The organism is Rhizobium rhizoryzae, assembly GCF_011046895.1.
Lineage (GTDB): Bacteria > Pseudomonadota > Alphaproteobacteria > Rhizobiales > Rhizobiaceae > Neorhizobium > Neorhizobium rhizoryzae.
The window spans coordinates 2,376,188-2,401,225 of sequence record NZ_CP049250.1 but is presented as its reverse complement, the minus strand read 5'-3'; the positions used below and the strand labels follow the sequence as shown (position 1 = coordinate 2,401,225).

At 59.8% G+C, this 25,038-nt stretch carries 27 protein-coding genes; 10 read left to right on the top strand and 17 right to left on the bottom strand.

The annotated features are described in order from the left end of the window. Nucleotides 1–29: 29 nt before the first annotated feature. Nucleotides 30–2,381 carry an OmpA family protein gene (locus G6N80_RS17430; protein WP_165135620.1) on the bottom strand — a complete coding sequence of 784 codons (2,352 nt, stop codon included), beginning with the start codon at nt 2,379–2,381 and terminating at the stop codon, nt 30–32. 398 nt (nt 2,382–2,779) lie between these two features. Here G6N80_RS17430 and G6N80_RS17425 point away from each other — a divergent pair, with 398 nt between their 5' ends. From G6N80_RS17425 to G6N80_RS17415, 3 genes are all read left to right on the top strand, one after another. Then, nucleotides 2,780–3,046 carry an usg protein gene (locus G6N80_RS17425; protein ID WP_062554268.1) on the top strand — a complete coding sequence of 89 codons (267 nt, stop codon included), beginning with the start codon at nt 2,780–2,782 and terminating at the stop codon, nt 3,044–3,046. Nucleotides 3,047–3,144: 98 nt separating this feature from the next. Beyond that, a complete protein-coding gene (locus tag G6N80_RS17420; protein ID WP_062554267.1) occupies nt 3,145–3,960 on the top strand; it encodes a class I SAM-dependent methyltransferase in 816 nt (271 codons plus the stop codon). 140 nt (nt 3,961–4,100) lie between these two features. Further along, nucleotides 4,101–4,511, top strand: a complete 411-nt coding sequence (locus tag G6N80_RS17415; protein WP_062554266.1) for a CopD family protein — start codon at nt 4,101–4,103, stop codon at nt 4,509–4,511. Between the two features lie 10 nt (nt 4,512–4,521). Here the strand turns inward: G6N80_RS17415 and G6N80_RS17410 are convergent, their stop codons facing one another. The 4 genes from G6N80_RS17410 to G6N80_RS17395 are packed head-to-tail and all read right to left on the bottom strand — an operon-like array spanning nt 4,522 to nt 8,390. Next, nucleotides 4,522–5,343 carry an ABC transporter ATP-binding protein gene (locus tag G6N80_RS17410; protein ID WP_165135617.1) on the bottom strand — a complete coding sequence of 274 codons (822 nt, stop codon included), beginning with the start codon at nt 5,341–5,343 and terminating at the stop codon, nt 4,522–4,524. Between the two features lie 9 nt (nt 5,344–5,352). Then, nucleotides 5,353–6,183, bottom strand: coding sequence for an ABC transporter permease subunit (locus tag G6N80_RS17405; protein ID WP_165135614.1), 831 nt, complete (start codon nt 6,181–6,183; stop codon nt 5,353–5,355). A gap of 40 nt (nt 6,184–6,223) precedes the next feature. Then, the gene (ssuD, locus tag G6N80_RS17400) at nt 6,224–7,396 is read right to left on the bottom strand and encodes an FMNH2-dependent alkanesulfonate monooxygenase (RefSeq protein WP_165135611.1); all 1,173 of its coding nucleotides are present in this window, start codon (nt 7,394–7,396) and stop codon (nt 6,224–6,226) included. A gap of 22 nt (nt 7,397–7,418) precedes the next feature. Continuing rightward, nucleotides 7,419–8,390, bottom strand: coding sequence for an aliphatic sulfonate ABC transporter substrate-binding protein (locus G6N80_RS17395; RefSeq protein WP_165135608.1), 972 nt, complete (start codon nt 8,388–8,390; stop codon nt 7,419–7,421). Between the two features lie 241 nt (nt 8,391–8,631). Here G6N80_RS17395 and G6N80_RS17390 point away from each other — a divergent pair, with 241 nt between their 5' ends. Beyond that, nucleotides 8,632–9,501, top strand: coding sequence for an NAD(P)-dependent oxidoreductase (locus G6N80_RS17390; protein WP_062554262.1), 870 nt, complete (start codon nt 8,632–8,634; stop codon nt 9,499–9,501). Nucleotides 9,502–9,542: 41 nt separating this feature from the next. Here the strand turns inward: G6N80_RS17390 and G6N80_RS17385 are convergent, their stop codons facing one another. The 4 genes from G6N80_RS17385 to G6N80_RS17370 form a co-directional block, all read right to left on the bottom strand. Beyond that, nucleotides 9,543–10,100: a hypothetical protein gene (locus G6N80_RS17385; RefSeq protein ID WP_165135605.1), complete on the bottom strand. Its 558-nt coding sequence runs from the start codon at nt 10,098–10,100 to the stop codon at nt 9,543–9,545. 71 nt (nt 10,101–10,171) lie between these two features. After that, the gene (locus tag G6N80_RS17380) at nt 10,172–10,660 is read right to left on the bottom strand and encodes an Lrp/AsnC family transcriptional regulator (protein ID WP_062554260.1); all 489 of its coding nucleotides are present in this window, start codon (nt 10,658–10,660) and stop codon (nt 10,172–10,174) included. A gap of 66 nt (nt 10,661–10,726) precedes the next feature. Beyond that, nucleotides 10,727–11,368: a uracil-DNA glycosylase family protein gene (locus G6N80_RS17375; protein ID WP_165135602.1), complete on the bottom strand. Its 642-nt coding sequence runs from the start codon at nt 11,366–11,368 to the stop codon at nt 10,727–10,729. After that, nucleotides 11,359–11,955, bottom strand: coding sequence for a thermonuclease family protein (locus tag G6N80_RS17370; RefSeq protein WP_165135599.1), 597 nt, complete (start codon nt 11,953–11,955; stop codon nt 11,359–11,361). The genes G6N80_RS17375 and G6N80_RS17370 overlap by 10 nt, the downstream gene beginning before the upstream one ends. Before the next feature lie 395 nt (nt 11,956–12,350). On the opposite strand from G6N80_RS17370, the gene G6N80_RS17365 reads away from it, so the two are divergent. From G6N80_RS17365 to G6N80_RS17355, 3 genes are read left to right on the top strand one after another with little or no spacing between them, the layout of a single operon-like run. Next, on the top strand, nt 12,351–13,886 hold the full coding sequence (locus G6N80_RS17365) for a sensor histidine kinase (RefSeq protein ID WP_062554257.1): 1,536 nt from the start codon (nt 12,351–12,353) through the stop codon (nt 13,884–13,886). A gap of 39 nt (nt 13,887–13,925) precedes the next feature. Next, complete coding sequence (locus tag G6N80_RS17360) at nt 13,926–14,150, top strand: hypothetical protein (RefSeq protein WP_062554256.1); 225 nt, start codon at nt 13,926–13,928, stop codon at nt 14,148–14,150. Continuing rightward, nucleotides 14,150–14,431, top strand: coding sequence for a type II toxin-antitoxin system RelE/ParE family toxin (locus G6N80_RS17355; RefSeq protein ID WP_062554255.1), 282 nt, complete (start codon nt 14,150–14,152; stop codon nt 14,429–14,431). Before G6N80_RS17360 ends, G6N80_RS17355 begins: the two co-directional genes overlap by 1 nt. A gap of 10 nt (nt 14,432–14,441) precedes the next feature. Here the strand turns inward: G6N80_RS17355 and cobT are convergent, their stop codons facing one another. Next, the gene (cobT, locus tag G6N80_RS17350) at nt 14,442–15,479 is read right to left on the bottom strand and encodes a nicotinate-nucleotide--dimethylbenzimidazole phosphoribosyltransferase (RefSeq protein ID WP_062554254.1); all 1,038 of its coding nucleotides are present in this window, start codon (nt 15,477–15,479) and stop codon (nt 14,442–14,444) included. A gap of 102 nt (nt 15,480–15,581) precedes the next feature. Between cobT and G6N80_RS17345 the strand changes: the two genes are divergently transcribed. The 3 genes from G6N80_RS17345 to G6N80_RS17335 are packed head-to-tail and all read left to right on the top strand — an operon-like array spanning nt 15,582 to nt 17,281. Then, entirely contained in the window at nt 15,582–16,367 is a 786-nt protein-coding gene (locus G6N80_RS17345; RefSeq protein ID WP_062554253.1) for an adenosylcobinamide-GDP ribazoletransferase, read from the top strand. A gap of 12 nt (nt 16,368–16,379) precedes the next feature. Continuing rightward, on the top strand, nt 16,380–16,589 hold the full coding sequence (locus tag G6N80_RS17340) for a DUF1289 domain-containing protein (RefSeq protein ID WP_312223346.1): 210 nt from the start codon (nt 16,380–16,382) through the stop codon (nt 16,587–16,589). After that, nucleotides 16,583–17,281: a TIGR02281 family clan AA aspartic protease gene (locus G6N80_RS17335; RefSeq protein WP_062554252.1), complete on the top strand. Its 699-nt coding sequence runs from the start codon at nt 16,583–16,585 to the stop codon at nt 17,279–17,281. Before G6N80_RS17340 ends, G6N80_RS17335 begins: the two co-directional genes overlap by 7 nt. Nucleotides 17,282–17,298: 17 nt before the next feature. Here G6N80_RS17335 and G6N80_RS17330 read toward each other — a convergent pair whose 3' ends face one another. The 7 genes from G6N80_RS17330 to G6N80_RS17300 form a co-directional block, all read right to left on the bottom strand. Continuing rightward, a complete protein-coding gene (locus G6N80_RS17330; RefSeq protein ID WP_062554251.1) occupies nt 17,299–18,060 on the bottom strand; it encodes an ABC transporter permease in 762 nt (253 codons plus the stop codon). Beyond that, complete coding sequence (locus tag G6N80_RS17325; protein ID WP_062554250.1) at nt 18,057–18,983, bottom strand: ABC transporter ATP-binding protein; 927 nt, start codon at nt 18,981–18,983, stop codon at nt 18,057–18,059. Before G6N80_RS17325 ends, G6N80_RS17330 begins: the two co-directional genes overlap by 4 nt. A 113-nt stretch (nt 18,984–19,096) precedes the next feature. Next, nucleotides 19,097–19,561, bottom strand: a complete 465-nt coding sequence (locus G6N80_RS17320; RefSeq protein WP_246251430.1) for a GNAT family N-acetyltransferase — start codon at nt 19,559–19,561, stop codon at nt 19,097–19,099. Nucleotides 19,562–19,583: 22 nt separating this feature from the next. Continuing rightward, a complete protein-coding gene (panB, locus tag G6N80_RS17315; RefSeq protein ID WP_165135593.1) occupies nt 19,584–20,414 on the bottom strand; it encodes a 3-methyl-2-oxobutanoate hydroxymethyltransferase in 831 nt (276 codons plus the stop codon). After that, nucleotides 20,414–21,286, bottom strand: coding sequence for a pantoate--beta-alanine ligase (gene panC, locus G6N80_RS17310; protein ID WP_062554248.1), 873 nt, complete (start codon nt 21,284–21,286; stop codon nt 20,414–20,416). Before panC ends, panB begins: the two co-directional genes overlap by 1 nt. Before the next feature lie 113 nt (nt 21,287–21,399). Further along, nucleotides 21,400–22,761 (bottom strand): extensin-like domain-containing protein, encoded by a 1,362-nt coding sequence (locus G6N80_RS17305; RefSeq protein WP_165135590.1) that lies wholly within the window; start codon nt 22,759–22,761, stop codon nt 21,400–21,402. A 277-nt stretch (nt 22,762–23,038) separates the two neighbouring features. After that, nucleotides 23,039–24,850, bottom strand: a complete 1,812-nt coding sequence (locus tag G6N80_RS17300; RefSeq protein WP_062554246.1) for a methyl-accepting chemotaxis protein — start codon at nt 24,848–24,850, stop codon at nt 23,039–23,041. Nucleotides 24,851–25,038: the final 188 nt, after the last annotated feature.

The window sequence follows — 25,038 nt, the reverse complement described above, 5'->3', positions numbered from 1 at the left end:
CGGCGGTCTCTGCATCATTCGGATACCGTTTAGCGGTTCTGTGCGACCGGCTTCACCAGCGCAGTGATACGACGGATCGTCACGCGGCGGTTCTGCTGCTCTGGTCCCTGTGTCGCGACCTTGAGGTAACGCTCGCCATAGCCCTGCGTCACCATGTTTTCCGGCGGAATACCAAAGGCATCCGTCAGAACTCGCGCAACCGATTCGGCTCGGCGGTCGGAAAGCACAAGATTGCTCTCGTCAGAGCCGACAGCATCCGTATGGCCTTCGATCAGGAAGGTCTCGGATGGATCGCGATCCAGAACCTTCTTGATGGCGTCCGCCACCTTCCGCAGGCTGGATGCCTGGTTCATCGGAATGTCGGCACTGCCCGTGGCAAAAGTGACTGTATCGAGATCGATACGACGAACCTTGTCGCGGATACGGGCCGAGTAACGCACTTCATCGACGGAGTAGACCCGCTCCACCCGTTCGACAGGCGGCTGTTCGAGGAAGCGATAGTAGTCGCGATCCGGATCGCTGGTCGTATCGATGATATACTGGTTGACCGGAATCGTCAGGCGCATCGGGGGCAATTCCGCACCCGGATCACGCCAGCGGTAGTCGCGATCGGCCCGTTCATCGGCAAGCTCCGGCGCATAGAACAGGATGATTTCGCGGCCATCGCGTCCGACGCGAGAACGCTGGACCACATCGCCATAGCGATTTCGGATCGTCACGATCTGCACGCCGCCATCACGCTCGTAGATCTCACGGGTGCGTCCACCCGGCAGACGGTCATATTCGGGACGATAGCCGTCGCTGATGAAACGCTCACTATCGTCATGGCGAACGAAGGTCCGGTTATCGAACTGAATGATCACGCGGCCATCATCGGCACGGCGCACGTCATCCCAGCCACGTGGGTCTTCGAAGCGCGGGCGCTCGCGCAATCTCTCACCCTGAACGCGCGAGAAGGACTCGATGCGAACAGGTGCTGCCTGTTGCCCACCCGGCGCGGCTGCCTGGGCAGCGGCATCGGATGTCGGCGGTGGTGGCGGCGGAGCTGTCGGTGCTGGTGCAGGCGCCTGCGCCTGACCTGGCGCCGGAGGCATACCGGGACGCTGACCATCTCGACGCTGCCCATCTTGACGCTGACCCGGAGCAGCCGGTGCTCCGGGCTGGCCCGGTGCTGCGGCAGCGGCAGGCGCTTCCTTGGCACTATCAAGCACAGCGGCACCATTCTGGACAGGCAGGACCACTGGTCCCTGAGCCTGCGCGGGATTGTTGGCAATGGCCTTTGCCCGCTCGATTTCCTGCGGCGTGGTCGGTGACGCAGTCACAGGAGGCTGACCTGCTGCCTGGCCTGCTGCTTGACCGGGAGCCGGCGCAACGGCTGGAGCGTCGGAACGCTGACCCGGCGCTACCGGCGGCTGACCGGGCGCAGGTGCAGCCGGCGGCTGGGCAGCAGGCGGTGCTACTGGCGGTGCTGCCGGGGGTGCTGCTGGAGGAGCAGGTGGAACGGATGGCTGCGTGCCGGCAGCGGGCGGTGCTGCAGGACGCTCGGCAGGTGCCGGTCTCCCGGGCTCGCCCTGAGGCGCCTGACCCTGAGGCGATTGACCCTGGGGCGCTTGACCTTGAGGCGCTACACCGGGGCGTGTTTCAGGTCGCGCATCGTTGCGCGGACGTTCACCCGCTGGACGTTCACCCGCTGGACGTTCACCTGCCGGGCGCTCTCCCGCAGGACGCTCGGCACTTGGACGCTCGGCACTTGGGCGCTGCGCAGGTTCAGACGGTGGTGCCGCGCGCTGCGCTGGCTCGGCAGGCGGCGCGGGACGTTCGGCAGGTGCCGGCTCTGCAGCTTTCGGCTCCCGACGTGGCGGATTATCGCCCTGCGGCTTCGGCTCTCTCTGGGGCTCTGGCTTGGCTTCCGGTTTGGGCTGTTCGGTTCTTGGCTGCTCTGCCTTGGGCTGTTCTGCCTTGGGTTCGGGCGCTGCACGGGCAGGTGCTTCCGCTGGCGGCTCGGCTCGCTTGGGTCGCGGCTGCTCGCCCTGCGGTTCAGCACGTTGAGGTTCACCACGCGGGCGACCCTGCGGCTCAGCTTGCGGTTCAGCGGCGGGACGCTCCGGGCGGGCGCCACCCTGCGCGCCGCGCGGCTGCTCGGGCTCTCCACGCGGGCCTCCACCCTGCGCCTCTGGCGGCGGGCGACGCTTCTTCTGCTCTTCCTCGCCTGCTGCACCTTCCGGTCCCGGCGGCGGAGCCTGAACGTGAATGATGTCGGACTGGATGCCCTGTGCAGGCACCTGAATGCCCGGCATCGCGGCATGCACGCTGGGTGCCAGAAGGCTGATGGAAATCAATGGCATCGCCACACTGGCGAGGAGTCTTGTACGCTTGGGCATGATTGCTCCCTAACTGCGTTATCAGTCGGTCGTCCCGAAGCATCGGCCCGAAAATCAGCGATTTTCGGCAAGAACGATGCGTAGATGCAAATGCAAGGGTGTCATACCGACGATGGTAGGACACCCTTGCCGATACCCTTCTTTTTCAGGGGATTCGGCTCGCACCAACGGGAAGGTCAGTACTTTGTTCCAGAGGGAAATTGGCGCCGCGCCGCCTGAACCGGCGATGAATCGCTTTGGCAGCAGCCATTCATATTGAGTGCTAAGACATTGAATACAAACAATAATAAGCGTGATTTAGCGTCTTGACCTTAAGCTTCGGTTAAGGCTCCAATGGTCCAATCTTCTTGGCAAACCGCAAATTGCCGCAGAAGAGATCGACGTTACGGAGCCACGGAATGACGCCTGAAATGGAACTGATGCTGAAGGGCTACGGCATGACAACGGCCCAGATCCTCTATCGCATGCCCGACCACAAGAACCTGCTGCAGACCTATATCTGGCAGCATTACGATCTCGCCCCGGACTTCCCGGAAATGAAGACCTTTCTCAAATTCTGGCAGGAGAAGCTGGACGGGCCATTGCACTCGGTGCGCTATGTCCACCGAAAACTCATCGCGGCCAATGAATGGCGTGCTCTGAAGGGCGAATTCATCATCCACTGAGAACACGAAATGTCGGCAAATGCCGCCTGCGCTTGCCTTCCGGCGACCTTCAGCTTAAAGCCGCCTCTCTAGAGACGAAGTTTTGACGAGAGGCAGCCATGAGCAAGATCGACGAAGAAGCGCTGGCGGAAGCCTACAACCGTGCGCTTGCGCTGGAAAAGTCGGGCGAGATCGATGCAGCCGTTGCTGCCTACCAGCAGGTGCTGGAAATCGATCCGGACGATCATGGCGGCGCAGCTGTCCGCATCGCGGCCATGGGCCGTGGCGAAACGCCCCCCAAGGCCCCGGATGCCTATGTCGAGACGCTGTTCGATCAGCACGCCGAGAGCTTCGAGGATATCCTTGTCGAACAGCTTGGCTATGCGGTCCCCGTTCTGGTGCGCCAGCGCCTTCAGGATCTGAAGCTCGGACCATTCAAGCGCATGCTGGATCTCGGTTGCGGCACCGGCCTTACCGGCGGCACCCTGCGCGACATGGTGGACGATATCACCGGCATCGACATCTCCGAAAACATGGTTGAGATCGCCCACGAGAAGGATCTCTACGAGACGCTTTACGTCGCGGAAGTCGAGGACTTTCTCGAAGACAACGACGATGAAGCCTTTGATCTCGTTACGGCAACCGACGTCCTTCCCTATCTGGGTGCGCTGGAGCCACTTTTCTTCGGCGCGGCGGAAAACATGGTGGAAGGCGGCATTTTCGTCTTCTCGTCGGAAACATTGCCGGAAGAGGTTTTCGCAGGCCGCTCCTACATGGTCGGCCCGCATCAGCGCTTTGCCCACGCTGAAGCCTATGTGCGCGAGCGCCTTGCCGCCACCGGTTTCGAACTGATCGAGATATCCGAAATCAATGTGCGCATGCAGGATGGCAACCCTACCCCCGGACATCTGGTGATTGCCCGCCTGAAGGGCTGAACAACGCGATCCGGCCATTCCAATTTGTTTGGAACCGCTCTAGATTGAACAAACGCCGGGGCTCGCATTGGGCCTCGACGTTGCTTGGCGGTCTTTGCCTGCTGCCTGTCCCATAGACTCCCCGATCTGGAACGGAACTTATGCTGTATTTCCTTCTCAAGGCCCTGCACGTCGCATCGGACATCATCTGGGTCGGCGGCATGCTGATCAACGCCTTCGTCATCTCCATGGTGCCCGCCCCCATCCGCGGTGGCGTCATCACGGCCCTCCGCCGGTATGATCGCATCGTCACCACCGGCGCGCTTGCGGGCGTCTGGGTCTTCGGCCTCATTCTGGCAATCGGCTATATTGGCTTTTCCGGCGGCTGGCTTCACCTGAAGCTACTGATCGTCGTCATGCTGTCCGCCCTGCATGGCATGCAGAGCGCCTGGTTGCGCCGAATGGAAGCCAACCCGCTTCTGGATCCGCCTGCTTTCGTGCGCGCGGGCATGCCTATCGTGCTTGTTTCCACCATCGTCATCGTCCTTTTGGCGATCGTGAAACCCTTCTGATCGTTGCTGTTCAACGATCCTTCAGGATCGCGGCCAGCAATTTGCCTTCCAGTTCCGCCAGTCCAGCATCCCCGTGCTTGCGCGGATGCTGCTGCGGAATGGCAAGGTCGAGCGAGATCCTGCCCTCGTCCAGCACGATCACCCGGTCGGCCAGATGCACCGCCTCACTCACATCGTGGGTAACGAGAACGGCAGTGAAACCCAGTTCCCGCCAGACACGGGCGATCAGGGTCTGCATGCTGATGCGCGTGAGAGCATCCAGCGCGCCGAGCGGTTCATCCAGCACCAGAAGGCCGGGCCTGCTGACCAGCGCCCTTGCAAGAGCAACGCGCTGCCTCTGACCGCCCGATAGCTGGGAAGGCCATTCCTCCGCCTTGTTGCGCAGGTGCACTTCCCACAAGGCGGCAAGCACCTTTTTCCGCGCCTCGTCCTTGTCGACACCCTCGCCCAGACCAACCGCCACGTTTTTGGCAACGTCGAACCAGGGTAGCAGTCGAGGCTCCTGAAACACGATGCGCGCGTCGGCCTTGGCGGGATTCCCGCCCTCGTCGCGAAATGCAATCTCGCCGCCAGTGTGCTGGTCGAGACCGACCAGCAGCCTTAGAAGCGTGCTCTTGCCACAGCCGCTTTTCCCGACAATGGCCACGAATTGCCCAGCCTCGATATCGAGATCGATACCACGAAGAACCTGATTGTCGCCAAAGCGTTTTTCAACGCCACGCAGATGGAGAGATACCGCCTGCGTTGTCGTGGATGCAACATCGGGACGAGGGCCATGCGTGCTGCTAGAAGAAGCTAATGTTGCCGGACGTTCATGAATATGGAGAGACATCGCTGATCCTCACTTCTGATAGGCTGCATTCCAGGAAAGCGTCCAGCCTTCCAGGCGGCGTGCAATCACATCGGCAAGCTTGCCAAGCAGCGCGTAGATCACAAGCGCCAGCACGACGACGTCGGTCATCATGAACTCGCGGGCGTTGTTGGCCATGTAGCCGAGACCGGAAGATGCTGCGATGGACTCAGACACGATCAGCGTCAGCCACATGATGCCGAGCGCATAGCGTAGACCGACGAAGATGGAGGGAAGCGCACCGGGGAAGATGACCTTGCGGAACAGAGACCAACGGCTCATGCCGTAAATCCGGCCCATCTCCAACAGATCCCGGTCCACGTTGCGCACACCGTGATAGGTATTGAGATAGATCGGGAACAGCACACCCAGTGAGGTCAAGAACAGCTTTGCCTCCTCGCCAATCCCGAACCACAGAATGACCAGCGGAATAAGCGCGAGATGCGGAATGGCACGAACCATTTGCAGCGTAGTATCGGTCAGCTGCTCGGAAAGATTCGACACACCGTTGATGATGCCCAGAAGAAAGCCGATCGTGCCGCCGACCAGAAGACCCGCCAGCGCGCGTCCGGCGCTGACGAGGATATTATGCCCGAGGTCACCGCTCGCGGCTTCGCTCCAGAAGGCTTGGCTAACCGCAACCGGTGACGGCATGATCCGGTCGGATATGAACCCGGTTGAGGACCCGAACTGCCATAGTGCAATCAGGGTCACAGGCACGACAAGCGGAAGAACATGCGCGCGGCCAAGTCTTGGGAAGGAAGGGATGCGTTTGTTCGTCTGCTTCAGCGTGCGGCTGAACGTGAGATCGGCAAGTGCCATGAGAGTCTCCTCAAACCGGGTTCAATTCAGCAGAAGCAGCTCAGGAAGCTGCCACTGCTCGCAGTGTCTGGTGCCCACCACCGGAAAAGACCGTGCGTTGGGAAAACTCGCTACCGAAGCCTGTGCGCTGCGGAAGCGTGGTAATTCCCAATTCCGGGAACAGAAGCTCGGCCACCCGGTACGCCTCTTCCAGATGCGGATAGCCGGACCCAATCACCGTCTCGATGCCGATCTCCTGATACTCGCGCAGCCGTGCTGCCACGGTCTTCGGTGAGCCAACCAGCGCCGTGCCTGCACCGGATCGCACGAGCCCGATACCCGCCCAGAGGTTCGGGGAAACCTCAAGCTTGTCGCGACGGCCGCCGTGAAGAGCCGCCATGCGCTGCTGTCCAACGGAATCAGAGGCCGTGGCAAAATGCGCCTGTGCCTTGGCGATTGTTTCGTCGTCGAGCTTGGAGATCAGCCTGTCGGCCGCTTCCCACGCCTCCTCGTCCGTCTCACGAACGATGAAGTGCAGGCGAATGCCGAATGAAACGTCCCTGCCCTTTGCCGCGGCGGATTTGCGAACCCGCGCCACCTTCTCCGCCACCTGTTCCGGCGGTTCGCCCCAGGTCAGATATTTGTCTGCACGCCCGGTGGAGAATTCTATCCCCGCATCGGAAGAGCCGCCGAAATACAGCGGTGGGCGCGGCTGCTGGATCGAAGGGAAGCCAAGGCGGGCTTCCTTGGCCTTGATGTGCTTGCCATCAAGGTCCGCCTTGCCGGTCGCCAGCAGATCTTCGAACACCTGGAAGAACTCTTCCGCATGGTCGTATCGCTCGTCATGCGGCAGGAAGATCCCGTCACCAGCCAGTTCGGCAGGCGCACCGCCCACAACGATGTTCAGCAGAAGACGCCCTTCCGTGATGCGGTCCAGCGTCGATGCAAGGCGCGCATAATAGGCTGGCGATGCCGTGCCTGGGCGAATGGCCACCAGAAACTTCAGGCGTTCCGTGAACGGTGCCAGCGAGGCCGCTGTTACGAAGCTCTCTTCGCAGGATACGCCGGTCGGCAACAGCACGCCGCTGTAACCGAGACGATCCACCGCAACCGCGATCTCTCGCAGATACCGATTGTCCGGCGCCCGGTTCAGATCACTGGCTCCGATATAGCTGCCGTCGCCGCTGGTCGGAATGAACCACAGAAAATCGATGGGTTTTTGCGTAATAGACATTGTGTCACTCCCTTTCGTGGGTTCAGCTTGCCTTCGGGCGCCAGACGACGTCCGTGATCGTCAGCTTCTTCGGAATGATCTTGAGTTCGAAAAACTCGTCCGCGAGCGCCTGCTGGTAGGCGATCGCCTGATCCGAGATCGTGCCAACGTCCCCGAGGTTGAAGCCTGTGCGCTGAAGCGTCTTGCGGGTAATGTCTTCCGGCACGCCGGTGATGGCAGAGAGCGCCGGAACCGTCTTGTCCAGGTTGGCCTGCGCCCGCTTGCCCACCTGCGCCAACTCGTCGAAGATCTCGAGAATGAGCCCACCGTTTTCCTTGGCGAAATCGCCGTTGGCGAGGAAGTAACTCCAGCTGTCGACAATGCCCTGCGCCGTCGTCAGCACGCGCGTCTGCGGATCAGCTTCAGCAACCGCCGTGTAGGGATCCCAGATCGACCAGGCATCGATGCTGCCATTCTTGAATGCCGCTGCAGCATCCGGTGGCGCAAGGTCGACCAGCGTCACGTCCGTCAGGGAAAGCCCACCCTTGCGCAGAACCTTCACCGCGACATTGTGTGCGCTGGAGCCGCGCTTGAACGCCAGCTTCTTGCCCTTCAGATCGGCAATCGTCTTGATCGGCGAATCCGCCTTGACCAGAATTGCCGAGCCTTCGGAGCTGCCCTTGTACGTTCCTGCATAGACCAGGTTACCACGCGCAGCCTGTGCAAACAGCGGTGGCACATCGCCCGTTGGCCCGAAGTCCAGCGCGCCAGCACCCAGCGCCTCCAGCAGCGGCGGCCCGGATGAAAACTCGGACCAGGTGATTGTCACACCCTTGGCCGCAAAACGCTTCTCCAGCGCACCTTCTGCCTTCGCAAGCGCCAGAACGCCGCCCTTCTGCCAACCAATTCTGATGGTCGTGGTCGCGGCTCGTGTGATGCCGGGCAGCGTTAGTGTGGAAGCGACAACAGCGCCACCGAATAGAGCCAGCGTCTGCCGGCGTGAAAAATCAGTCATGTCCCCATCTCCAGATTTTCAACCGGCGTCCGAGCGTCCGGTGGTTCAGCGATGAGGTAAGGCTCCCATAGACGACCAATAGCATCGACATAAGAAAATCTCTTTTCAGCGATGCAAACGATAATTTCTTCCAATTCTATGGACTATTATAATTATCCACTTCCGGCGTGTTGGATTTCGCGTGCTTCCGTGGGATGAAAAACTGGTCTAATGAAAGCCAGCACTCAAAGAGGAATGGGTAATGGCAAAGGTAGCTTTCATCGGTCTCGGCGTTATGGGCTTTCCAATGGCGGGACACCTGAAGGAAAAAGGCGGACACGAGGTGTCTGTGTACAACCGCACAACCGCCAAGGCTGAGGCCTGGGTGTCGAAGTTTGGCGGTCGTTTGGGTAAGACACCGGCAGAAGCTGCCGAAGGTGCCGATTTCGTTTTCACCTGCGTCGGCAATGATGATGATCTTCGCTCGGTTACCATTGGACCGGACGGTGTTCTTGCCGCCATGAAGCCGGGCGCCATTCTGATCGACAACACCACCGCTTCTGCAGAAGTGGCGCGGGAACTGGCGCAGGCGGCCTCGGCCAAGGGCTGTGGCTTCATCGATGCCCCGGTGTCCGGCGGCCAGGCAGGCGCGGAAAACGGCGTCCTAACCGTCATGTGCGGTGGCGATCAGGCGACCTTCGATACAGCGAAGCCAGTCATCGATGCCTATGCCCGCATGGTCGGCCTCATGGGTCCGGTCGGCGCAGGCCAACTGGCCAAGATGATGAACCAGATCTGCATTGCCGGTCTCGTTCAGGGCCTTTCAGAGGCTGTTCACTTCGGCAAGAAGGCAGGCATGGATATCGAAAAGGTGGTTGAAGTCATCTCGAAGGGCGCGGCCGGCTCCTGGCAGATGGAAAATCGCCACAAGACGATGAACGCAGGAAAATACGACTTCGGCTTTGCTGTCGACTGGATGCGCAAGGATCTCGACATTGTTCTGACCGAGGCCAAGCGCAACGGCGCAACCCTGCCCGTGACGGCTCTTGTAGACCAGTTCTACGCCGAGGTTCAGAAAATGGGCGGCAACCGTTGGGACACGTCATCCCTGCTGGCACGGCTCGAGAAGTAGGAAAATTGCAGCCTCGGGCCAATCCGGTACGAGGCTGCCTCCTACATCGGCAGCGGCCAGACGACAACAAAAGGCGCTAGTCCGAAGATGACGCCAAGCACCAGTAGAAATGTATTCCGTCCTGAGGTGTGATTGAACGCAGGCTCGGATTCCACCCGCAGCTTCATCACCTGCAGGATGTTGCGCACGATGCTGGTCTCATCCGCATTCGGATGTTCGAAAATCTCTGCCAGCTCAGTCTCCGCATTGGGAAACGGGTCGCGAAGCAAGTGTGCCGAACTGGATGCAAGCTTTCGCAAGGCGCGTGTGGCCAGCATGGCAGATGCGACGAGGCAACCAATAGCCAGAAGTGCAAACCCGATCCGTATCAGGCTGCCGGGGTCGCTTCCCAACTCGGCACCCAGACGGATCGCTGCTGCATAAAGTGTTACCAGACCGGCGACAGCACTCAGCGACAGACCGAAATTTAGCCGGTAGTGGTTCATCACCAGGTGACGTGAACCTTCCAGGTGCTCCAGGTGGATTTTCACGAGCAGTTCGACCGCCAGTTTCCTGGCCTCGAACCGGATGCGCCGCTCTTCGATCTGGGACGTCTCCATCAATCCTCAACTTGATCCGAGGAACCACCTGTCGAAACGGTAGACGGCCGTGCGGATAGCTCGACTGCCGCTTACTCTTCGCCGGAACGCTGGTTGTCGAGCATCATGTAATCCAGCGGCAATTCCGTCGTGTACTTGATCTGCTCCATCGCAAACACCGAGGACACATCGCGGATCTCGATCTTGGAGATCATCCGCTTGTAGAATGCATCATAGGCGGCGATATCCGGCACGACGACGCGCAGAAGGTAATCCACATCGCCGCTCATACGGTAGAACTCCACCACTTCCGGGAATTCCGAGATGACTTCCGAGAAACGCTTCAGCCATTCCATGGAGTGACTGTTGGTGCGGATGGAGACGAAAACGGTCACTTTGGTGTTGACCTTGGCCGGATCGAGCAGCGCTACGCGACGCCGAATAACGCCATCCTCTTCCATCTTCTGGATGCGGCGCCAGCAAGGCGTGGTGGAAAGACCGACCTTCTTGGCAAGATCGGCCACGGCAAGTGTCGAGTCTTCCTGCAAAATGCGCAGAATCTTGCGGTCAAGACGATCCATATTCGCTCCTTCAGAGATTATTTTTCTTCATAGCCTGAAATTTGGAGCAAGTAACCGAAAATCGTTTCAACGAATAAGGCTGTCCACACTCTGTCGCAAAATGGGAAGCAGGTCTGCCTCGAACCACGGATTACGCTTCAACCAGCCGCTGTTGCGCCAGCTTGGATGCGGCAACGGCAGGATGCGCACACCATCATTGACCATGAAACTTCGTCGCCAGTTGAACACCGTGTCTGTCATGCTTTGCTTGCCTGCGTGGTTCAGATGCCAGCCTTGCGCATACCCACCGATTGCGAGAACAAGTTCGATCTGCGGCATCGCATCAATCACGGCACGACGCCACAGGGGCGCGCATTCCCGGCGCGGCGGCAGGTCATGCCCCTTGGCATCGTAGCCGGGAAAGCAAAAACCCATCGGCGCGATCGCAAACTTCGCCGGATCGTAAAACTCCTCGCGCGTCACATCCAACCATTGGCGCAGCCTGTCGCCGGATGCATCGTTGAACGGTATGCCGCTTTCATGAACGCGAAGCCCAGGCGCCTGCCCCGCAATCAAAATCCTGGCTGTAGAGGACATGACGACAACGGGCCGGGGTTCATGCGGCAGCCGGTCCTCAATGCCTTTGGCAGGAACATCCCGGCAGATCCGGCAGGCAGAAATCGCCGTCTGCAAGATTTCGATACGCTGCTCATCACCCGTCAAAGCCATTGCAGAGACAGTACTCCTTTCAAACCATCAAGAATATTGGAGAAATCGACGCCCTGATGTTCAAGCTTCCGCTCTCTCCGCCACTGTGACGGACGCTGAAACCGTCCGGCCCAGATGCCGCGCTTTTCGTTTTCGGCTTTCAGCTGTTCACGCTGATAGGTCAGCAACCCCGCTGAAAGCGCAAACCCTGTACGAACCATCTGGACGTTCAGATTTGTATTCTGCCGATAACATATGACGAGCGGGCGGTCGTAACGGTCCACCTCCGTACCGCGACACTCGACATCACCGTCCTTGACGAGGTCCACCAGTTGCTCCCGCGCAGCCTTTCCGCAAGGCCAGGGCCGGTCATCCACGGTGCGGCACGTTTGGTCCAGCTCCGGCGCATCAATGCCCGACAACCGCAAACGAGTCCCCATCTGCGCAAGCGTATCGCCATCGATGACATGGAAGGGGCCACGGAAAACCTTCTGCTCGCCCCCGCCCTGCAGCATGTTGGCCACAAATAGAAGTCCCAGAATGAAACAAGCAGTCAGGATCCAGTCCTGCGCCCTTCGGTAACGTCGATGCCTTCTATATGCACTCATTCAAATTCGATCTTAGAGCGGAATTCGACCTGATTGGATCAATTCTGTTGGCCCAAACCGGTTGTTCCACGAGGAGAAGGGCGCGTGGCGTAGCCTTAAGCTACGCCCAAGCCCTTCGACAAAGTGGACGGCCGGTTTCGGCCAACCCGCTGGGCAGCATGTATTTTCGCCATTACCTTCGGCTTTCGCCTCGGGCGTATGTCCCGATATGCCCATCGGCAAAATCCTTGATCCTGACGAAAATCCATTGCTGCAGAATGATTCAATCAGGTTGAACTCCGCTCTAATTGCAAACGGAAGGCTGCCGAAGATGGCAAACAAAACCTTTCCGTCAGGATCTTCTTAAGATTTAGACCCTACCATTCCCAAAACGCGTATTCGATTGAAAATTGGCCATGAGTAGCGGCGTCAGCACATCCACCGACAAGATCATCGTGGACAAATCGCGGCACCACCGTAACAAAGCGGTGTCGAAGGCGGTTCGCGCCACGCGTGAGCGCTTGCAGTCCAGCGCCAATGGCAGCCACGCCTTCGATCACGATGCGCTTGCCTTGCATGTCAATAACATGCTGCAAAGTGCGCTCATCCTGCCCTTCTTCATCGTCCTCGTCGCAGCAGTCGGCACCTATATCACCAGCGATTCCTCCCTGTTGCCTTGGGCGCTGTTCACGCTTGCGGCGCACTCGCTGAACCTCCTGCTTGCGCGTCGCGCTTCGAAGACTGAACTGACGGCGCTCAATACCCAACGCTGGCAGCGCATGTTCATCTTCGGCCAGTTCCTGATGGGCGCCTGCTGGGCAACCTTTGCCTTTAGCGAATGCGCAGTCTGCGGCGGCGATGGCTATTACTTCTACAAGGGCGCGGTGCTGCTGATCGCGATATCCATCACAGCCATGAGCAATGTCCTGTTGCGCATGGCGGTCATCGTTGCCTTCCTGTTGCCGATGATCAGCCTTGGCCTCATCGCCCTCGACAGCCGCAACGTCTTCGATGTCGGGCTTCTCGGTCTATGCGCCACGGCCGTTCTGTTTTTCCACTACATCTCGAACCGCTTCTATCGCTCCAACCTGACGCTGATGTCCTACCAGTCGGAAAAGGACGATCTGATTGCCGAACTCGAGGTTGCCAAGTCGGTTTCGGATGAAGCCCGCCGTCGCGCGGAAGAGGCCAATCTGGCCAAGTCGCGTTTCCTCGCATCCATGTCGCACGAACTGCGCACCCCCTTGAACGCTATTCTCGGCTTCTCGGAGGTCATGAGTTCGGAAGTGCTGGGACCGATGGGAAATGGCACTTACCGGGAATATGCCGGTGATATCCACCGCTCAGGCCAGCATCTGCTCAACCTCATCAACGAGATTCTCGATCTGTCGCGCATCGAGGCGGGTCGTTATGAATTGAACGAGGAAGCGCTTTCACTGCTGGAGATCGCCGAGGATTGCATCGGCATGGTGCAGTTGCGCGCACGCGCCAAGAACATCAGCATCCATCAGCAGTTCGAGCCAAACCTGCCGCAGGTCTGGGCCGATGAGAAATCAATGCGGCAGGTCCTGCTCAACCTGCTGTCAAACGCGGTAAAGTTTACCAGCCAGGGTGGCGAGGTCACGGTAAAAGTCGGCTGGACCGCCGGTGGCGGTCAGTATGTCGCCATCAAGGACAATGGACCGGGCATCGCGGAAGATGAAATTCCGGTCGTGCTGTCGGCGTTTGGTCAGGGCTCCATCGCGATCAAGAGCGCAGAGCAAGGCACCGGCCTCGGGCTTCCTATCGTGCAGGCGATCCTGGCAAAGCACGACGGTCAGTTCATCCTGCGCTCGAAATTGCGTGAGGGCACCGAAGTCATTGCAATCCTTCCCGCCACTCGCGTTCTGCAAAGTCTGCCCGCCGTAGCAGCGACGCGCGCGGTGGAACCGCGCCGCAAAAGCTTCGCCTGACCCCTTCCCTCGAAGCGCCAGGCAGCGCATAATGGCACCATGACAACGCTGTTCGACATCGCCGTTGAGACCGCCCGCCAGCTTCCGCCCGAGAAGCAGGATGATATTGCACGTCTGGTTTTGCAGATGGCAAGCGAGGACCAGTCCGTCTATCGCCTCAGCGAGGAAGAGTTGGCAGAGGTCCACGCTGGCCTACAAGAGGCCGATCAGGACGAACTCGTGGACGAAGCCCAGGCACGGAAGTTGCTGAACAGATTCAAGTGATGAAAATTCGCCTTACCAAGCGTTCTGCTCAGCAAATCGAAACGATACTTGAATTCATCCGCGACAGTTCTCCGACAGGCGCATCGAATGTCGCAGCCCGGCTTGATGCGGTACTGACCCTGCTTAAAGAGCAACCAGGCGCCGGCAGGCAAACGGATATCCCAACCGTTCGTCGGTTGGCTATTACGCCTTATCCATATGTCCTGTTCTACCGCCTCACTGAGAGCGAAGTCGTCATTCTCCGCGTTCTCCATACCAGCCGCCGAAAAGCGGCTGGCTGAAGCTGCAAAATTAATGGTGATGCGGAGTCGGTGTTCCCGCCGTGCTGACGCCTGCCTGTGCAAACGTCGCCATGCCGGAATGGCAAGCGGCAGCTGCCTTCACAATGCCTGCGGCAAGCGCTGCGCCCGTGCCTTCGCCAAGCCGCATGCCCAGCGCCAGAAGCGGCGTCTTGCCAAGTCGTTCGATGGCGCGCAGGTGGCCGGGCTCGCCGGACACATGGCCGATGAGGCAGTGGTCCAGGGCGGTCGGGTTCGCTGCCTTCAGAATGGAGGCGGCAGCCGTTGCCACATAACCGTCGATCAGGACCGGGATCTTCTCCACGCGCGCCGCGAGAATGGCACCCGCCATGGCCGCCACTTCGCGTCCGCCCAGTCGGCGCAGCACTTCCAGCGGGTCGGACAAGTGATCGCGGTGGAAAGCAACTGCCTGCTTGACTGCCGCGATCTTGCGGGCCAGCACCTCGCCCTCCGACCCTGTTCCGGGACCAACCCAGTCCTCAGCTTCTCCGCCGTAAAGCGCGAGATTGATGGCCGCCGCGATGGTCGTGTTACCAATGCCCATCTCGCCGATGCACAGAAGATCGGTGCCACCGGCAATCGCCTCCATGCCGAATGCCATGGTCGCAGCACAATCCCGTTCGGAAAGAGCCGCCTCGCAGGTAATATCCCCCGTCGGGTAGTCCAGCGCCAGATCGAAAATCTTCAGGCCCAGATCATTGGCCGCACAGATCTGGTTGATGGCCGCGCCGCCAGCAGCGAAATTCTCAACCATCTGCTGCGTGACCGATGGCGGATAGGGTGTGATGCCATGACGGGCGACACCGTGATTACCGGCGAAGATCGCGACCAGCGGACGTGTCACGGCAGGGGCGCGTCCCGTCCAGGCGGCCAGCCAGAAGGCGATTTCTTCCAGGCGTCCCAGCGATCCCTTGGGCTTGGTCAACTGCGCATCGCGTTCACGCGCAGCCACCAGCGCACGGGTGTCCGGGCCGGGAAGCTCGCGCAACAGCGTGCGAAAATCATCGAATGGCAGGCCGCTCATGCTCATCGGATCAATCTTCCTTGTCGTTAAGTCCAGTTCGCCCTTTGAGTTAGGCGATGGAATCTGATTTGCTGCGTCCTCCTTAATGAGAGCAGCCCGGAGGAACAACTGCAAAACGTGCCTGAATTCATAACCGATCTGGCGCGCTCCGTCGCATTCCTGTCGCGGCTGCCCGTTCCCGCACGCTTTTTCGAGGGGCATGATGGCTCCGTGGCCCGCGCCTGTCGTGCCTTCCCGACTGCTGGCGCGCTCATCGCCCTGCCCTCCGCGCTGCTCATCTGGCTGATGGAAGGTAGTCCCGAAGCGTCTCTGCTTGCTGCATTTCTGGCGCTCGCGCTTGCCGCTTTGCTCACGGGCGGCCTGCATGAGGATGGTCTGGCCGATAGTGCCGATGGCCTGTTCGGTGGCCGCGACAAGGAGCACGCGCTCACCATCATGAAGGACAGCCGCATCGGCAGCTTCGGCGTCATAGGCCTCATCGCAAGCTTCGGTATTCGTGCGGCGGCGCTTTCGGCCCTTATCTCCACCCATGGCGGCACACTCGCCGCTTCTGCACTGATATCGGCGGCCGCAATCTCGCGTGCGCTCATGGTCTGGCACTGGGCCCATCTTCCCCCTGCGCGCGTCAACGGCACAGCGGTTGCCATGGGCCAGCCCCAATCCTCCGCCGTGCGCGTCGCGGTTTTCTCCGCTCTCGGGTTCGCGCTTTTGCTCATCGTTGCGGGCGCCTCCCTGGGCTCGGTCATTGCCATGCTCATGTGCGCGGCAGGCGCCGCTTTCCTGTTCATCCGCTACGTGCGGGAGAAGATCGGCGGCCATACGGGAGATACCATCGGCGCGACCCAGCAGATCACGGAAATGGCATGTCTCGCCGCTCTTGTGATCAGTCTGTAGAGAGCCAATATAATGGCCATGGTGACGCCCTGTATCCTTGTTTGTGCTCTCGATCCGCAATCCGGCATCTGCGTCGGCTGTGGGCGCACGGGCGATGAGATAGGAAGCTGGACCAGCATGACGGAGGCGCAGAGGATCGCGCTGATGCAACTCCTCCCTGCGCGCCTGAAAACGCTTGGCCCCGTCGATCCTCCGCAACAGGAGAACGCCCAGCCATGCTGATGATCGTGCTCGCCATTCTCGGTGCCGGTCTTGCGCTGTTGATCTTCAACAACGATGCGGGCCAGACCTTTGGCTTCGCCAATGATGATTTCGCCCATCTCGTTCAATTGTCGGCCATTGCCATCCTGCTGTCGGCTGGCGTTCTGGCGGGACGAAGAGGCAAGGCATCCGAGGTGCTCCGCAACATCGTCATCTGGCTGGTTGTCGCGCTCGTTCTGGTCGCTGGCTACGTCTACCGGGATGATTTCCGCAGCATCGGCGCACGCGTGACCGCTGGGCTGATCCCCGGTAGCCCGATGGTGATGACGACGAGTGAAGGCGGCTCGGAAGTGGTTCTCTACCGCGCCCGCAACGGCCATTTCCAGGCGCAGGTCAGCGTCGATGGCAAGACGATCCCCATGCTCGTTGATACGGGTGCGAGTTCCATCGTCCTGTCATGGCGCGATGCGCAGGCAATCGGCCTTGACCCCTCGAAGCTCGATTTCACAACCCCCGTGATGACCGCAAATGGTCGAGCCATGGCAGCCCCCGTCCGTCTGGATAATGTCGGCATTGGGCCAATCGCCCGGCAAAACCTGCGAGCGCTGGTGGCGGAACAGGGCCGCTTGGAGCAAAGCCTTCTGGGCATGAGTTTCCTCTCCACCCTCGGCTCACTTCAGATGCAGACAGATCAGCTCCGCTTGCGCGACTGAATATCGTTGGCCGTGAGTTATTTCCGCAGCCGGTAACCCGTCCGGAAGATCCAGAACAGCAGGCTGAGACAGATCGTCAGGAACACCGCAATCATCACGAGGCTGATCACCGGGTTCACATCAGCAATGCCGTAGAAGCTCCAGCGGAAGCCCGAGACCAGATAAAGCACCGGATTGAAGTGGCTGACCGTCTGCCAGAAAGGCGGCAGCATGTCGATGGAATAGAAGCTGCCACCGAGGAAGGTCAGCGGCGGCACCACCAGCATGGGCACAAGGTTCAACTGTTCAAAGTTGTCCGCCCAGATACCGATAATGAAGCCAGCCATCGAGAAGGTTATTGCCGTCAGCACCATGAAGACGAGCATCATGACGGGATGCTGGATCGACAGGTCCACGAAGAACGAGGCCGTAGCGAGGATGATTAGACCGATAATGATTCCCTTGCTGGCCGCGGCGCCGACGTAGCCGATCACCACTTCCGTCATGGACACGGGCGCTGACAGGATCTCGTAGATCGTGCCAGTAAATTTCGGGAAATAGATGCCGATCGCGCCATTGCTGATGCACTGGCCAAGGAGTGTGAGCATGATCAGTCCCGGCGTTATGAATGCCCCGTAGGACACGCCGTTGACTTCCTGGATGCGGGTACCGATGGCCGTTCCGAACACGATGAAATACAGCGAGGTGGTGATCACTGGCGAAATCACGCTTTGCAGCAGGGTCCGCTTCATTCGGGCCATCTCGAAAAGGTAGATGGATTTGATCGCTTCCCAGTTCATGCGCGATCTCCCACGAGCGAAACGAAGATATCTTCAAGCGAACTCTGGTGGGTGGAAATATCGCTGATCATCAGGCCTTCGCTTTCCATAGCTGCCAGAACCGCGCCAATGCGTGCCTCGCCAGCGCCGTTTCCATACTCGTGAATGACGGCTCGCCCATCCTCCGAAAGATTAAGTTGCAGAGCCTCAAGCGAGGGCGGCAGAGCGGAAAGCGGTGACTTCAGTTCAAGCCGCAGCTGTTTTCGCCCCAGCTTCTGCATCAGCGCACGCTTTTCTTCCACCAGCAGAAGCTCGCCGCCGCTGATGACGCCAATCCGGTCCGCCATCTCTTCAGCCTCTTCGATGTAATGCGTGGTCAGGATCACCGTCACGCCGCCCTCCCGCAGGCGGTCAATCGCCGCCCACATGCCGCGTCGCAGCTCCACATCTACGCCGGCCGTCGGTTCATCCAGAAACAGAATGCGCGGCTCATGAGCCAGCGCCTTGGCAATCAGCACGCGACGCTTCATGCCGCCGGAAAGCTCGCGCAGCTTGTTGTCACGCTTGTCCCAGAGCGAGAGATCCTTGAGAATCTGTTCGATAAGCTTGGGGTTGGCTTTTTCGCCATGCAGACCACGCGAAAAGCTGACTGTATTCCAGACGGTCTCGAACTGATCCGTCGTCAACTCCTGCGGCACGAGGCCGATGAGCTTGCGTGTCTGCCGGAAGTCGCGAACCACATCATGGCCCCCCACCATCACGGTTCCGCCCGTGGGCATGGAAATCCCGCAGATGATGGAAATCATCGTTGTCTTGCCCGCACCGTTCGGGCCGAGCAGCGCGAGAATTTCACCTTCCTCGATGTCGAGGTTGACGCCCTTCAGCGCCGAAAATCCGTTGGCATAGGTCTTCTGAAGATTTCGAATGGAAACAATCGCGGGCATCGCGGACCTTCGCGTAAATTATGGAGGGTAGAAACATGGCAGGCGGAATCTGCAACGATCCCGCAGCGTATATAGGCAACCACCTCCGAAAAGGGAGGTCAAATATTCGGAGATCAGAAGGAAGGCGGCAACGCCAGATGGGCAATCATCTCGCCATCCTCATCCAACCCTTGCTCGACAAAGCCTGCACTGAGATAAAGCTGGCGCGCAGCCAGGTTCTCCGGTTCGTAACAGATGGAAATCTTTAAGACATGCGGCTCGCGGCGAATCTCGGCGATGACTGCGGACAGAGCAGCCCGCCCGAAACCCCTACCCTGCTGCCGTTCATCGATGATGAAGCGGTAGAGTTGCGCAACATCGTCAGCACTGGTCGCGTCATACATCAGAAAACCGACAGGCTCACCATCGTGCAGAATGGCGCGCGGTCTTGCGTCCTCGTCAGTCTCGGCCTCCTCAAGAGAATCGGCAACGCTCGCCACCATCCGCACCTGATCCGGTCGAAGACGCAGGTCGAGAAGCTTCGGCACAAGGTGAGCCGTGACTGGACAAAGCTGGATGATGGGCGGCTCAAACGGCACGGGTAGCGAACTCCTCTCTGAGTTAATCCGGTTTGCGCCGGGGCTGGAATGTGTGTTCCTCCGCCGGAAAGCTACCCTCCCGCACGTCGCGTGCATAGTCCGCCGCAGATTGCGAGACCAGAGCGCCGAGTTCAGCATAGCGTTTGACGAAGCGTGGCTTGAACGCATCGAACAGACCCAGCATGTCGTCACAGACCAGCACCTGCCCATCGCAAGCGGCGGAGGCGCCGATACCAATTGTCGGGATGGCCAGCGACTGTGAAATCTCTCGGGCAACCGGTTCGACAGTCCCTTCAATCACCACCGCAAATGCACCCGCTTGGGCAACCGCAGCAGCGTCGGCGGCGATCTTTGTCGCCTCTTCATCGCTATGGCCCAGCGCACGAAAGCCGCCGGATGTATTCACCATCTGCGGCATCAAGCCCACATGTGCCAGCACAGGCACGCCTCTGGTCGAGAGAAAATGAATGGTTTCGGCCATCTCCGCGCCGCCCTCGAGCTTGATACCATCGCAGCCAGTTTCCTGCAGAATGCGAACGGCGTTGCGATAGGCCTGCTCCTTCGATTCCTGGTAGCTGCCAAAGGGCATATCGACGATCACGCAGGCTTGGGCTGCACCGCGCATCACGGCCCGCCCGTGCGCGATCATCATGTCGAGCGTCACCGAGACGGTCGTCTCCATGCCGTACAGCACCATTCCGAGTGAATCGCCGACCAGCAAGAGATCACAGTGCGGATCCAGCATGCGCGCCATAGGCGTGGTGTAGGCGGTCAGCGAAACAATTTTCTGCTGGCCTTTCATCGCGCGAATGGCAGTGATCGTCTTGCGTCGAACCTTTGTCGGTGCGCTCATCAATGGGTATCCTCTGCACGAGAAACGGGAGCAATGACCCGGTTGTCCAATAGCCGTGTCGTTCCAAAGCGAACGAAGAGAGCAACGACCACCGCCTCATCGCTCAGGTCCGTCACGCGCTGCAGCGTGGTCGCATGGCGCACGGCCACCACATCCGGCTCGGCCAATGGTTCGCGCTTCAGGAATGCCGTGAGCTCCGCCTCCAGCGCCACGGGATCCTTCAGACCCTCGCGAACAAGCCGCTCGGCAAGGTCGAGCGCCCGCGGTACGATGACCGCTGCCTTCCGTTCGTCCTCGGTGAGATAGACGTTGCGCGACGAGCAGGCCAGTCCGTCAGGCTCGCGAACAGTGGCAACGGCAACCACCCGCACCGGCTGCGCCAGATCCTCGACCATGCGCCGAATGATCTGCACCTGCTGATAATCCTTCTCGCCGAAATAGGCGACATCCGGCTGAACAAGATTGAACAGCTTCGTCACGACGGTTGCCACGCCTGCGAAATGACCGGGCCGAACCTCACCCTCCAGCTGGCTGCCAATGGTCGGCACATCCACCACGGTCAGCATGGGGCTCGGATACATCTCGCTGACGTCAGGAGCAAAAAGAATATCGACACCAGCCGCTTCCAGCATCGCGCTGTCGCGGGCCAGATCACGGGGGTACTTGTCCAGATCCTCGTTCTTGCCAAATTGCAGCGGGTTCACGAAAATGGAAACGACGGTAGCACCGTTCTCGGCCTGAGAGCGCTCCACGAGCGTCATGTGCCCGACATGCAAATATCCCATGGTGGGAACGAAGCCGATCCTCCTGCCGTCGCCACGCAGAGCGCGGACAGCGGCCCGCAATTCCTCACGAGTCTTGATGATCTGCAAATTCCACTCCCGTCCTCACCCGTTGGCGGCCGGAACATGGCCGTCCGCCTTTGTTGCAGCGCGTTTATCGCAGGCGCCGCCGGAGTGAAAGATATATCAGCCGGGAATTCAGATCAGTCGCAGTATCGATTGCCGGAAGCACGACTGCGCAGATCGAAGTGGAAGTGGTTCCAGTGTTCGGCATTGCTGCCCGGACCGAGAACCGTGTTGAAATACTTGCAGCTATCGTCACGAACGGCCTTCAGCAGCGCTCCCTCGCGGAACGAGAACAGGCCCTTCTTTCGAACATCGATTTCGTGGCCGTTCTTCAATACGAACTTGCCGACATCGATGGCATTGCCGCGCGCATGCTCGGACATCGGGTTGTAGCGTTGGCGACTGTTGTTCATGCGACGGCAGGAATATCCGCCCATGGGCTCGATCTTGCCGATGCCGCTCCAGTAGCGAACGCGCGAGGATGGCACGAGCTCGTTCTTCACCCATTGGGCAAAGGCAAGCGTCGTCTGGCAATTGAGGGTCACGGCCGGTTTGACCTGCACGCCTCCGGAGAGGCCATAGAGCTCAACCGGATAGTCGATGCCGCAACTCGGGCCATCGGAAATTTGCGGCTTGTCCCGGTAAAGCACACCCATGCGCTTCAACTGGGCGCGGCAGCTCGCTTCGGATGCCGGCATGGGAGAGGCGTCGGTGCGGGAGGATTGCTGTGCGATTGTCGGGTTGCGCGGCATCAGCATCGCTACCTGCTGCGGCTCCGGCTCGATCCTGCTCGGGGCGACGACTGGACGGGAATCGCTCCAGCGGGGTGGAGTTGCGGCGAGATCGCCCCGCACCGGCTGTTGCACCCGCTTTGGCGCGAGCGAATTCTGCTGCGGCTGGTTTTGGAGATAGAGATCCTGCGCCGGTTGCACAGGCGCGCTTGTTGCATAGGGTTGCGCGCTTCGCTGGGTGGGCCTGTTGCGCTGGACAGGCGCATCGGTGCCGATGCCGTCCACGACAGGCTGCGAGGCATTGCCTTCCGCAATATCGTTATTCTGCTCCTCGGCAAGGCCAACCACATGCGGAGCAGGCTGTCCGCCGCCGACGCCAAGCGCCGCATCCATATTGACGCCATTGGCATCATAGGTCAGCGTGCCAAGGGTCTTTGGAGGCTCACCCATCTGACGGGGCTGTGTCATCGCCTCGTCGCTGTCAATCATGGGAAGACGCGCCTGACGCGTCGTTGCTGCGGGTGGCATGGGCTGCGCGGCGGATTCGTAGACAGTACCCACCTGCCCCACAGGCTGCTGGGCTGGCGCGGCATAGGCGTCCATGGAAGGCACCTGTTGAACCGGAACCCGTCCCGGCGGAATGGCGCTGACCCGCGTGCCACGGTCAATAGGTGCAGGCGGCACCAGCCCGTCTGCGGTGCAACCCACCAGCATCGTGGAGATCATCAGGAAGGCCACGGCCCTTCGGGTGTTCAAAGCATACGCCATACAAGCTGCTCACATTGGGAAACCGGGCCGTCGTCCTGAACGTGCAACGATCATCCAGGGCCATCGCGTGCCACCCTTGCCGGAATGCCACACCTCAAAATTCTAGGCACACAGGGTAAACAAAGACTTTCGAGATCGGGGTCTTTTCAGGGCAATATTGTAGCAACGACTGATGGAACCGCCTCAGACCTGAACGATCGTGTTTGGAAATCGCTCAAATGCCAAACGCCCGCTGCGGTTTCGCAACGGGCGTTCGTTTGGTCTCGATACTCGCTTATCAGGCGGCGCGGTGCATGCGCATGTCCTGTTGGCCAAGACGGAACCCGGAGAGCAGGCTCTGCAACTGGCGGCTCTGTTCTTCCAGCGTCTGGCTGGAGGCCGTAGTTTCCTCCACCATGGCAGCATTCTGCTGGGTCATCTGGTCCATATGGCTGACGGAGGTATTGATTTCCTGCAGACCCGTGGCCTGTTCGCGGGACGCTGTCGCAATTCCTTCGACCTGCGCATTCACCTGTTCGACAAGCTTGACGATCTCGACGAGAGCGTCGCCCGTGGTGCGAACCAGCGAGACGCCCGCCTCGACCTCATGGGCCGAATTCTGGATCAACTGCTTGATCTCCTTGGCGGCATTGGCAGAGCGCTGGGCAAGTTCGCGCACTTCCTGCGCCACCACCGCAAAGCCGCGACCTGCCTCACCCGCACGGGCCGCTTCCACACCGGCGTTGAGCGCCAGGAGGTTGGTTTGGAAAGCGATCTCGTCGATCACGCCGATGATCTGGCCGATACGGTTCGAGGAGTCCTCGATACGGCCCATGGCGGTGATCGCCTCGCTGACGATTTCGCCGGAGCGGCCGGCACTCTTCTTGGTTTCCGCCACCATGGCGCGGGCCTCCACGGCGCGCTCCGAAGCTGTCTTTACTGTCGAGGTAATTTCTTCCAGCGCCGCAGCCGTCTGTTCCAGGGCAGCAGCCTGTTGTTCCGTGCGGCGGGAAAGATTGTTGGTCGCATCGGAGATGTTGGCGGAACTGCTGTGGACAACGTGACCCGTTTCCGAAATCTGCTGTATGGTCGAGCGCAGCGAACTCACAGCAAGATTGAAGTCGTTGCGAAGCTTCGTGTAGTCCGCCCCGAGATCGTCAAGCGCGATGGAAAGATCGCCACGCGCAAGGGCTTCAAGTCCGTGCCCCAGCGCGCCCATGGCCCGCTGCTGGCCCTCGGCCGCCGCACGGATCTGGTGCGCAGACTGCTCCCGGTCCTGAGCAATGGCGCGCTGCTGTTCCGCATCGCGTGCCTGGAGTTCGGTGCGTTCATTGACCGCCGTGCGCAGAACTTCGATGGAATGCGCCATCTCGTTCAACTCGCGAGAAGCTGTGCCAATCTCGACAGCCACATTGGCTTCACCCTGTGCCATGCGGCCCAGAACCTGACGCATCGCGTTGATGGGCTTCGTAATGCCGCGCACGATGACATAGGCAGCTGCAGCCAGCACAAGCAGACCGACGCCGCAGACGATGCTGAAACGGATAGCCTTCTTCAGGAACAGCGCCTGCAGGTCGTCGACATAGACGCCCGTGCCGACAATCCAGCCCCAGGGCTCGAAACCGACGACATGCGAATACTTGCCGACCGGCTTGTCGGCGCCCGGCTTCGGCCAGTCGTAATCGACGTAACCTTGACCACCGGCCTTCACGGTCTTGACGAACTCGACGAAAAGAAATTTGCCGTTCGGGTCCTTGTTCTGCGTCAGGTCCGCACCGTTCAGTTCCGGCTTGATCGGGTGCAGGACCATGCGCGGATGCATGTCGTTGATCCAGAAATAGCCTGAACCATTGTCGTAGCGCATCGCGCCGATCACCCGCTTTGCCTCGGCCTGGGCCTGCTCGCGTGTCAGTTTGCCGCTCTTCTCCTGGTCGTAGGCAGCCTTCAGCAAGCTGATCGCATTCGCGTTCATCGCGGCAAGAGCCGATTTGCGTTCGGCCTCGACTGCTGAGTAACTTTGCATCAGACTGATGGCCATGGCAGAAATCAGGATAACCACTGCAAGTCCAACCAGCATGAATAGCCGCGTCGATAGACCGAATTTCTTCATGGAAGTACCCCATCTAAAAAAAATTTTACTCAAATTAGAAGCAGCTTATTACGGTTCGGTAAATTCCGAGCAAGACTCTTGTCATTCATCAAATCGCTACGGTTAAACGCTTCAATACTCTGACATTTTCCCCACTGGTATATTGCAGCGCAACACGTTCTGAGAGATTGTGAGTGCGGCACTCAAGC

Excerpts from the sequence above, each read along its gene's own strand:
- G6N80_RS17430 (WP_165135620.1), bottom strand. The coding sequence starts at position 2,381 with ATGCCCAAGCGTACAAGACTCCTCGCCAGTGTGGCGATGCCATTGATT.
- G6N80_RS17385 (WP_165135605.1), bottom strand. The coding sequence starts at position 10,100 with ATGGAGACGTCCCAGATCGAAGAGCGGCGCATCCGGTTCGAGGCCAGG.
- G6N80_RS17410 (WP_165135617.1), bottom strand. The coding sequence starts at position 5,343 with ATGTCTCTCCATATTCATGAACGTCCGGCAACATTAGCTTCTTCTAGC.
- G6N80_RS17365 (WP_062554257.1), top strand. The coding sequence starts at position 12,351 with ATGAGTAGCGGCGTCAGCACATCCACCGACAAGATCATCGTGGACAAA.
- G6N80_RS17380 (WP_062554260.1), bottom strand. The coding sequence starts at position 10,660 with ATGGATCGTCTTGACCGCAAGATTCTGCGCATTTTGCAGGAAGACTCG.
- G6N80_RS17425 (WP_062554268.1), top strand. The coding sequence starts at position 2,780 with ATGACGCCTGAAATGGAACTGATGCTGAAGGGCTACGGCATGACAACG.
- cobT (WP_062554254.1), bottom strand. The coding sequence starts at position 15,479 with ATGAGCATGAGCGGCCTGCCATTCGATGATTTTCGCACGCTGTTGCGC.
- G6N80_RS17325 (WP_062554250.1), bottom strand. The coding sequence starts at position 18,983 with ATGCCCGCGATTGTTTCCATTCGAAATCTTCAGAAGACCTATGCCAAC.
- G6N80_RS17360 (WP_062554256.1), top strand. The coding sequence starts at position 13,926 with ATGACAACGCTGTTCGACATCGCCGTTGAGACCGCCCGCCAGCTTCCG.
- G6N80_RS17395 (WP_165135608.1), bottom strand. The coding sequence starts at position 8,390 with ATGACTGATTTTTCACGCCGGCAGACGCTGGCTCTATTCGGTGGCGCT.
- G6N80_RS17355 (WP_062554255.1), top strand. The coding sequence starts at position 14,150 with ATGAAAATTCGCCTTACCAAGCGTTCTGCTCAGCAAATCGAAACGATA.
- G6N80_RS17420 (WP_062554267.1), top strand. The coding sequence starts at position 3,145 with ATGAGCAAGATCGACGAAGAAGCGCTGGCGGAAGCCTACAACCGTGCG.
- G6N80_RS17305 (WP_165135590.1), bottom strand. The coding sequence starts at position 22,761 with ATGGCGTATGCTTTGAACACCCGAAGGGCCGTGGCCTTCCTGATGATC.
- G6N80_RS17300 (WP_062554246.1), bottom strand. The coding sequence starts at position 24,850 with ATGAAGAAATTCGGTCTATCGACGCGGCTATTCATGCTGGTTGGACTT.
- G6N80_RS17340 (WP_312223346.1), top strand. The coding sequence starts at position 16,380 with ATGGCCATGGTGACGCCCTGTATCCTTGTTTGTGCTCTCGATCCGCAA.
- G6N80_RS17330 (WP_062554251.1), bottom strand. The coding sequence starts at position 18,060 with ATGAACTGGGAAGCGATCAAATCCATCTACCTTTTCGAGATGGCCCGA.
- G6N80_RS17415 (WP_062554266.1), top strand. The coding sequence starts at position 4,101 with ATGCTGTATTTCCTTCTCAAGGCCCTGCACGTCGCATCGGACATCATC.
- G6N80_RS17390 (WP_062554262.1), top strand. The coding sequence starts at position 8,632 with ATGGCAAAGGTAGCTTTCATCGGTCTCGGCGTTATGGGCTTTCCAATG.
- G6N80_RS17335 (WP_062554252.1), top strand. The coding sequence starts at position 16,583 with ATGCTGATGATCGTGCTCGCCATTCTCGGTGCCGGTCTTGCGCTGTTG.
- ssuD (WP_165135611.1), bottom strand. The coding sequence starts at position 7,396 with ATGTCTATTACGCAAAAACCCATCGATTTTCTGTGGTTCATTCCGACC.
- G6N80_RS17375 (WP_165135602.1), bottom strand. The coding sequence starts at position 11,368 with ATGGCTTTGACGGGTGATGAGCAGCGTATCGAAATCTTGCAGACGGCG.
- G6N80_RS17405 (WP_165135614.1), bottom strand. The coding sequence starts at position 6,183 with ATGGCACTTGCCGATCTCACGTTCAGCCGCACGCTGAAGCAGACGAAC.
- panB (WP_165135593.1), bottom strand. The coding sequence starts at position 20,414 with ATGAGCGCACCGACAAAGGTTCGACGCAAGACGATCACTGCCATTCGC.
- G6N80_RS17370 (WP_165135599.1), bottom strand. The coding sequence starts at position 11,955 with ATGAGTGCATATAGAAGGCATCGACGTTACCGAAGGGCGCAGGACTGG.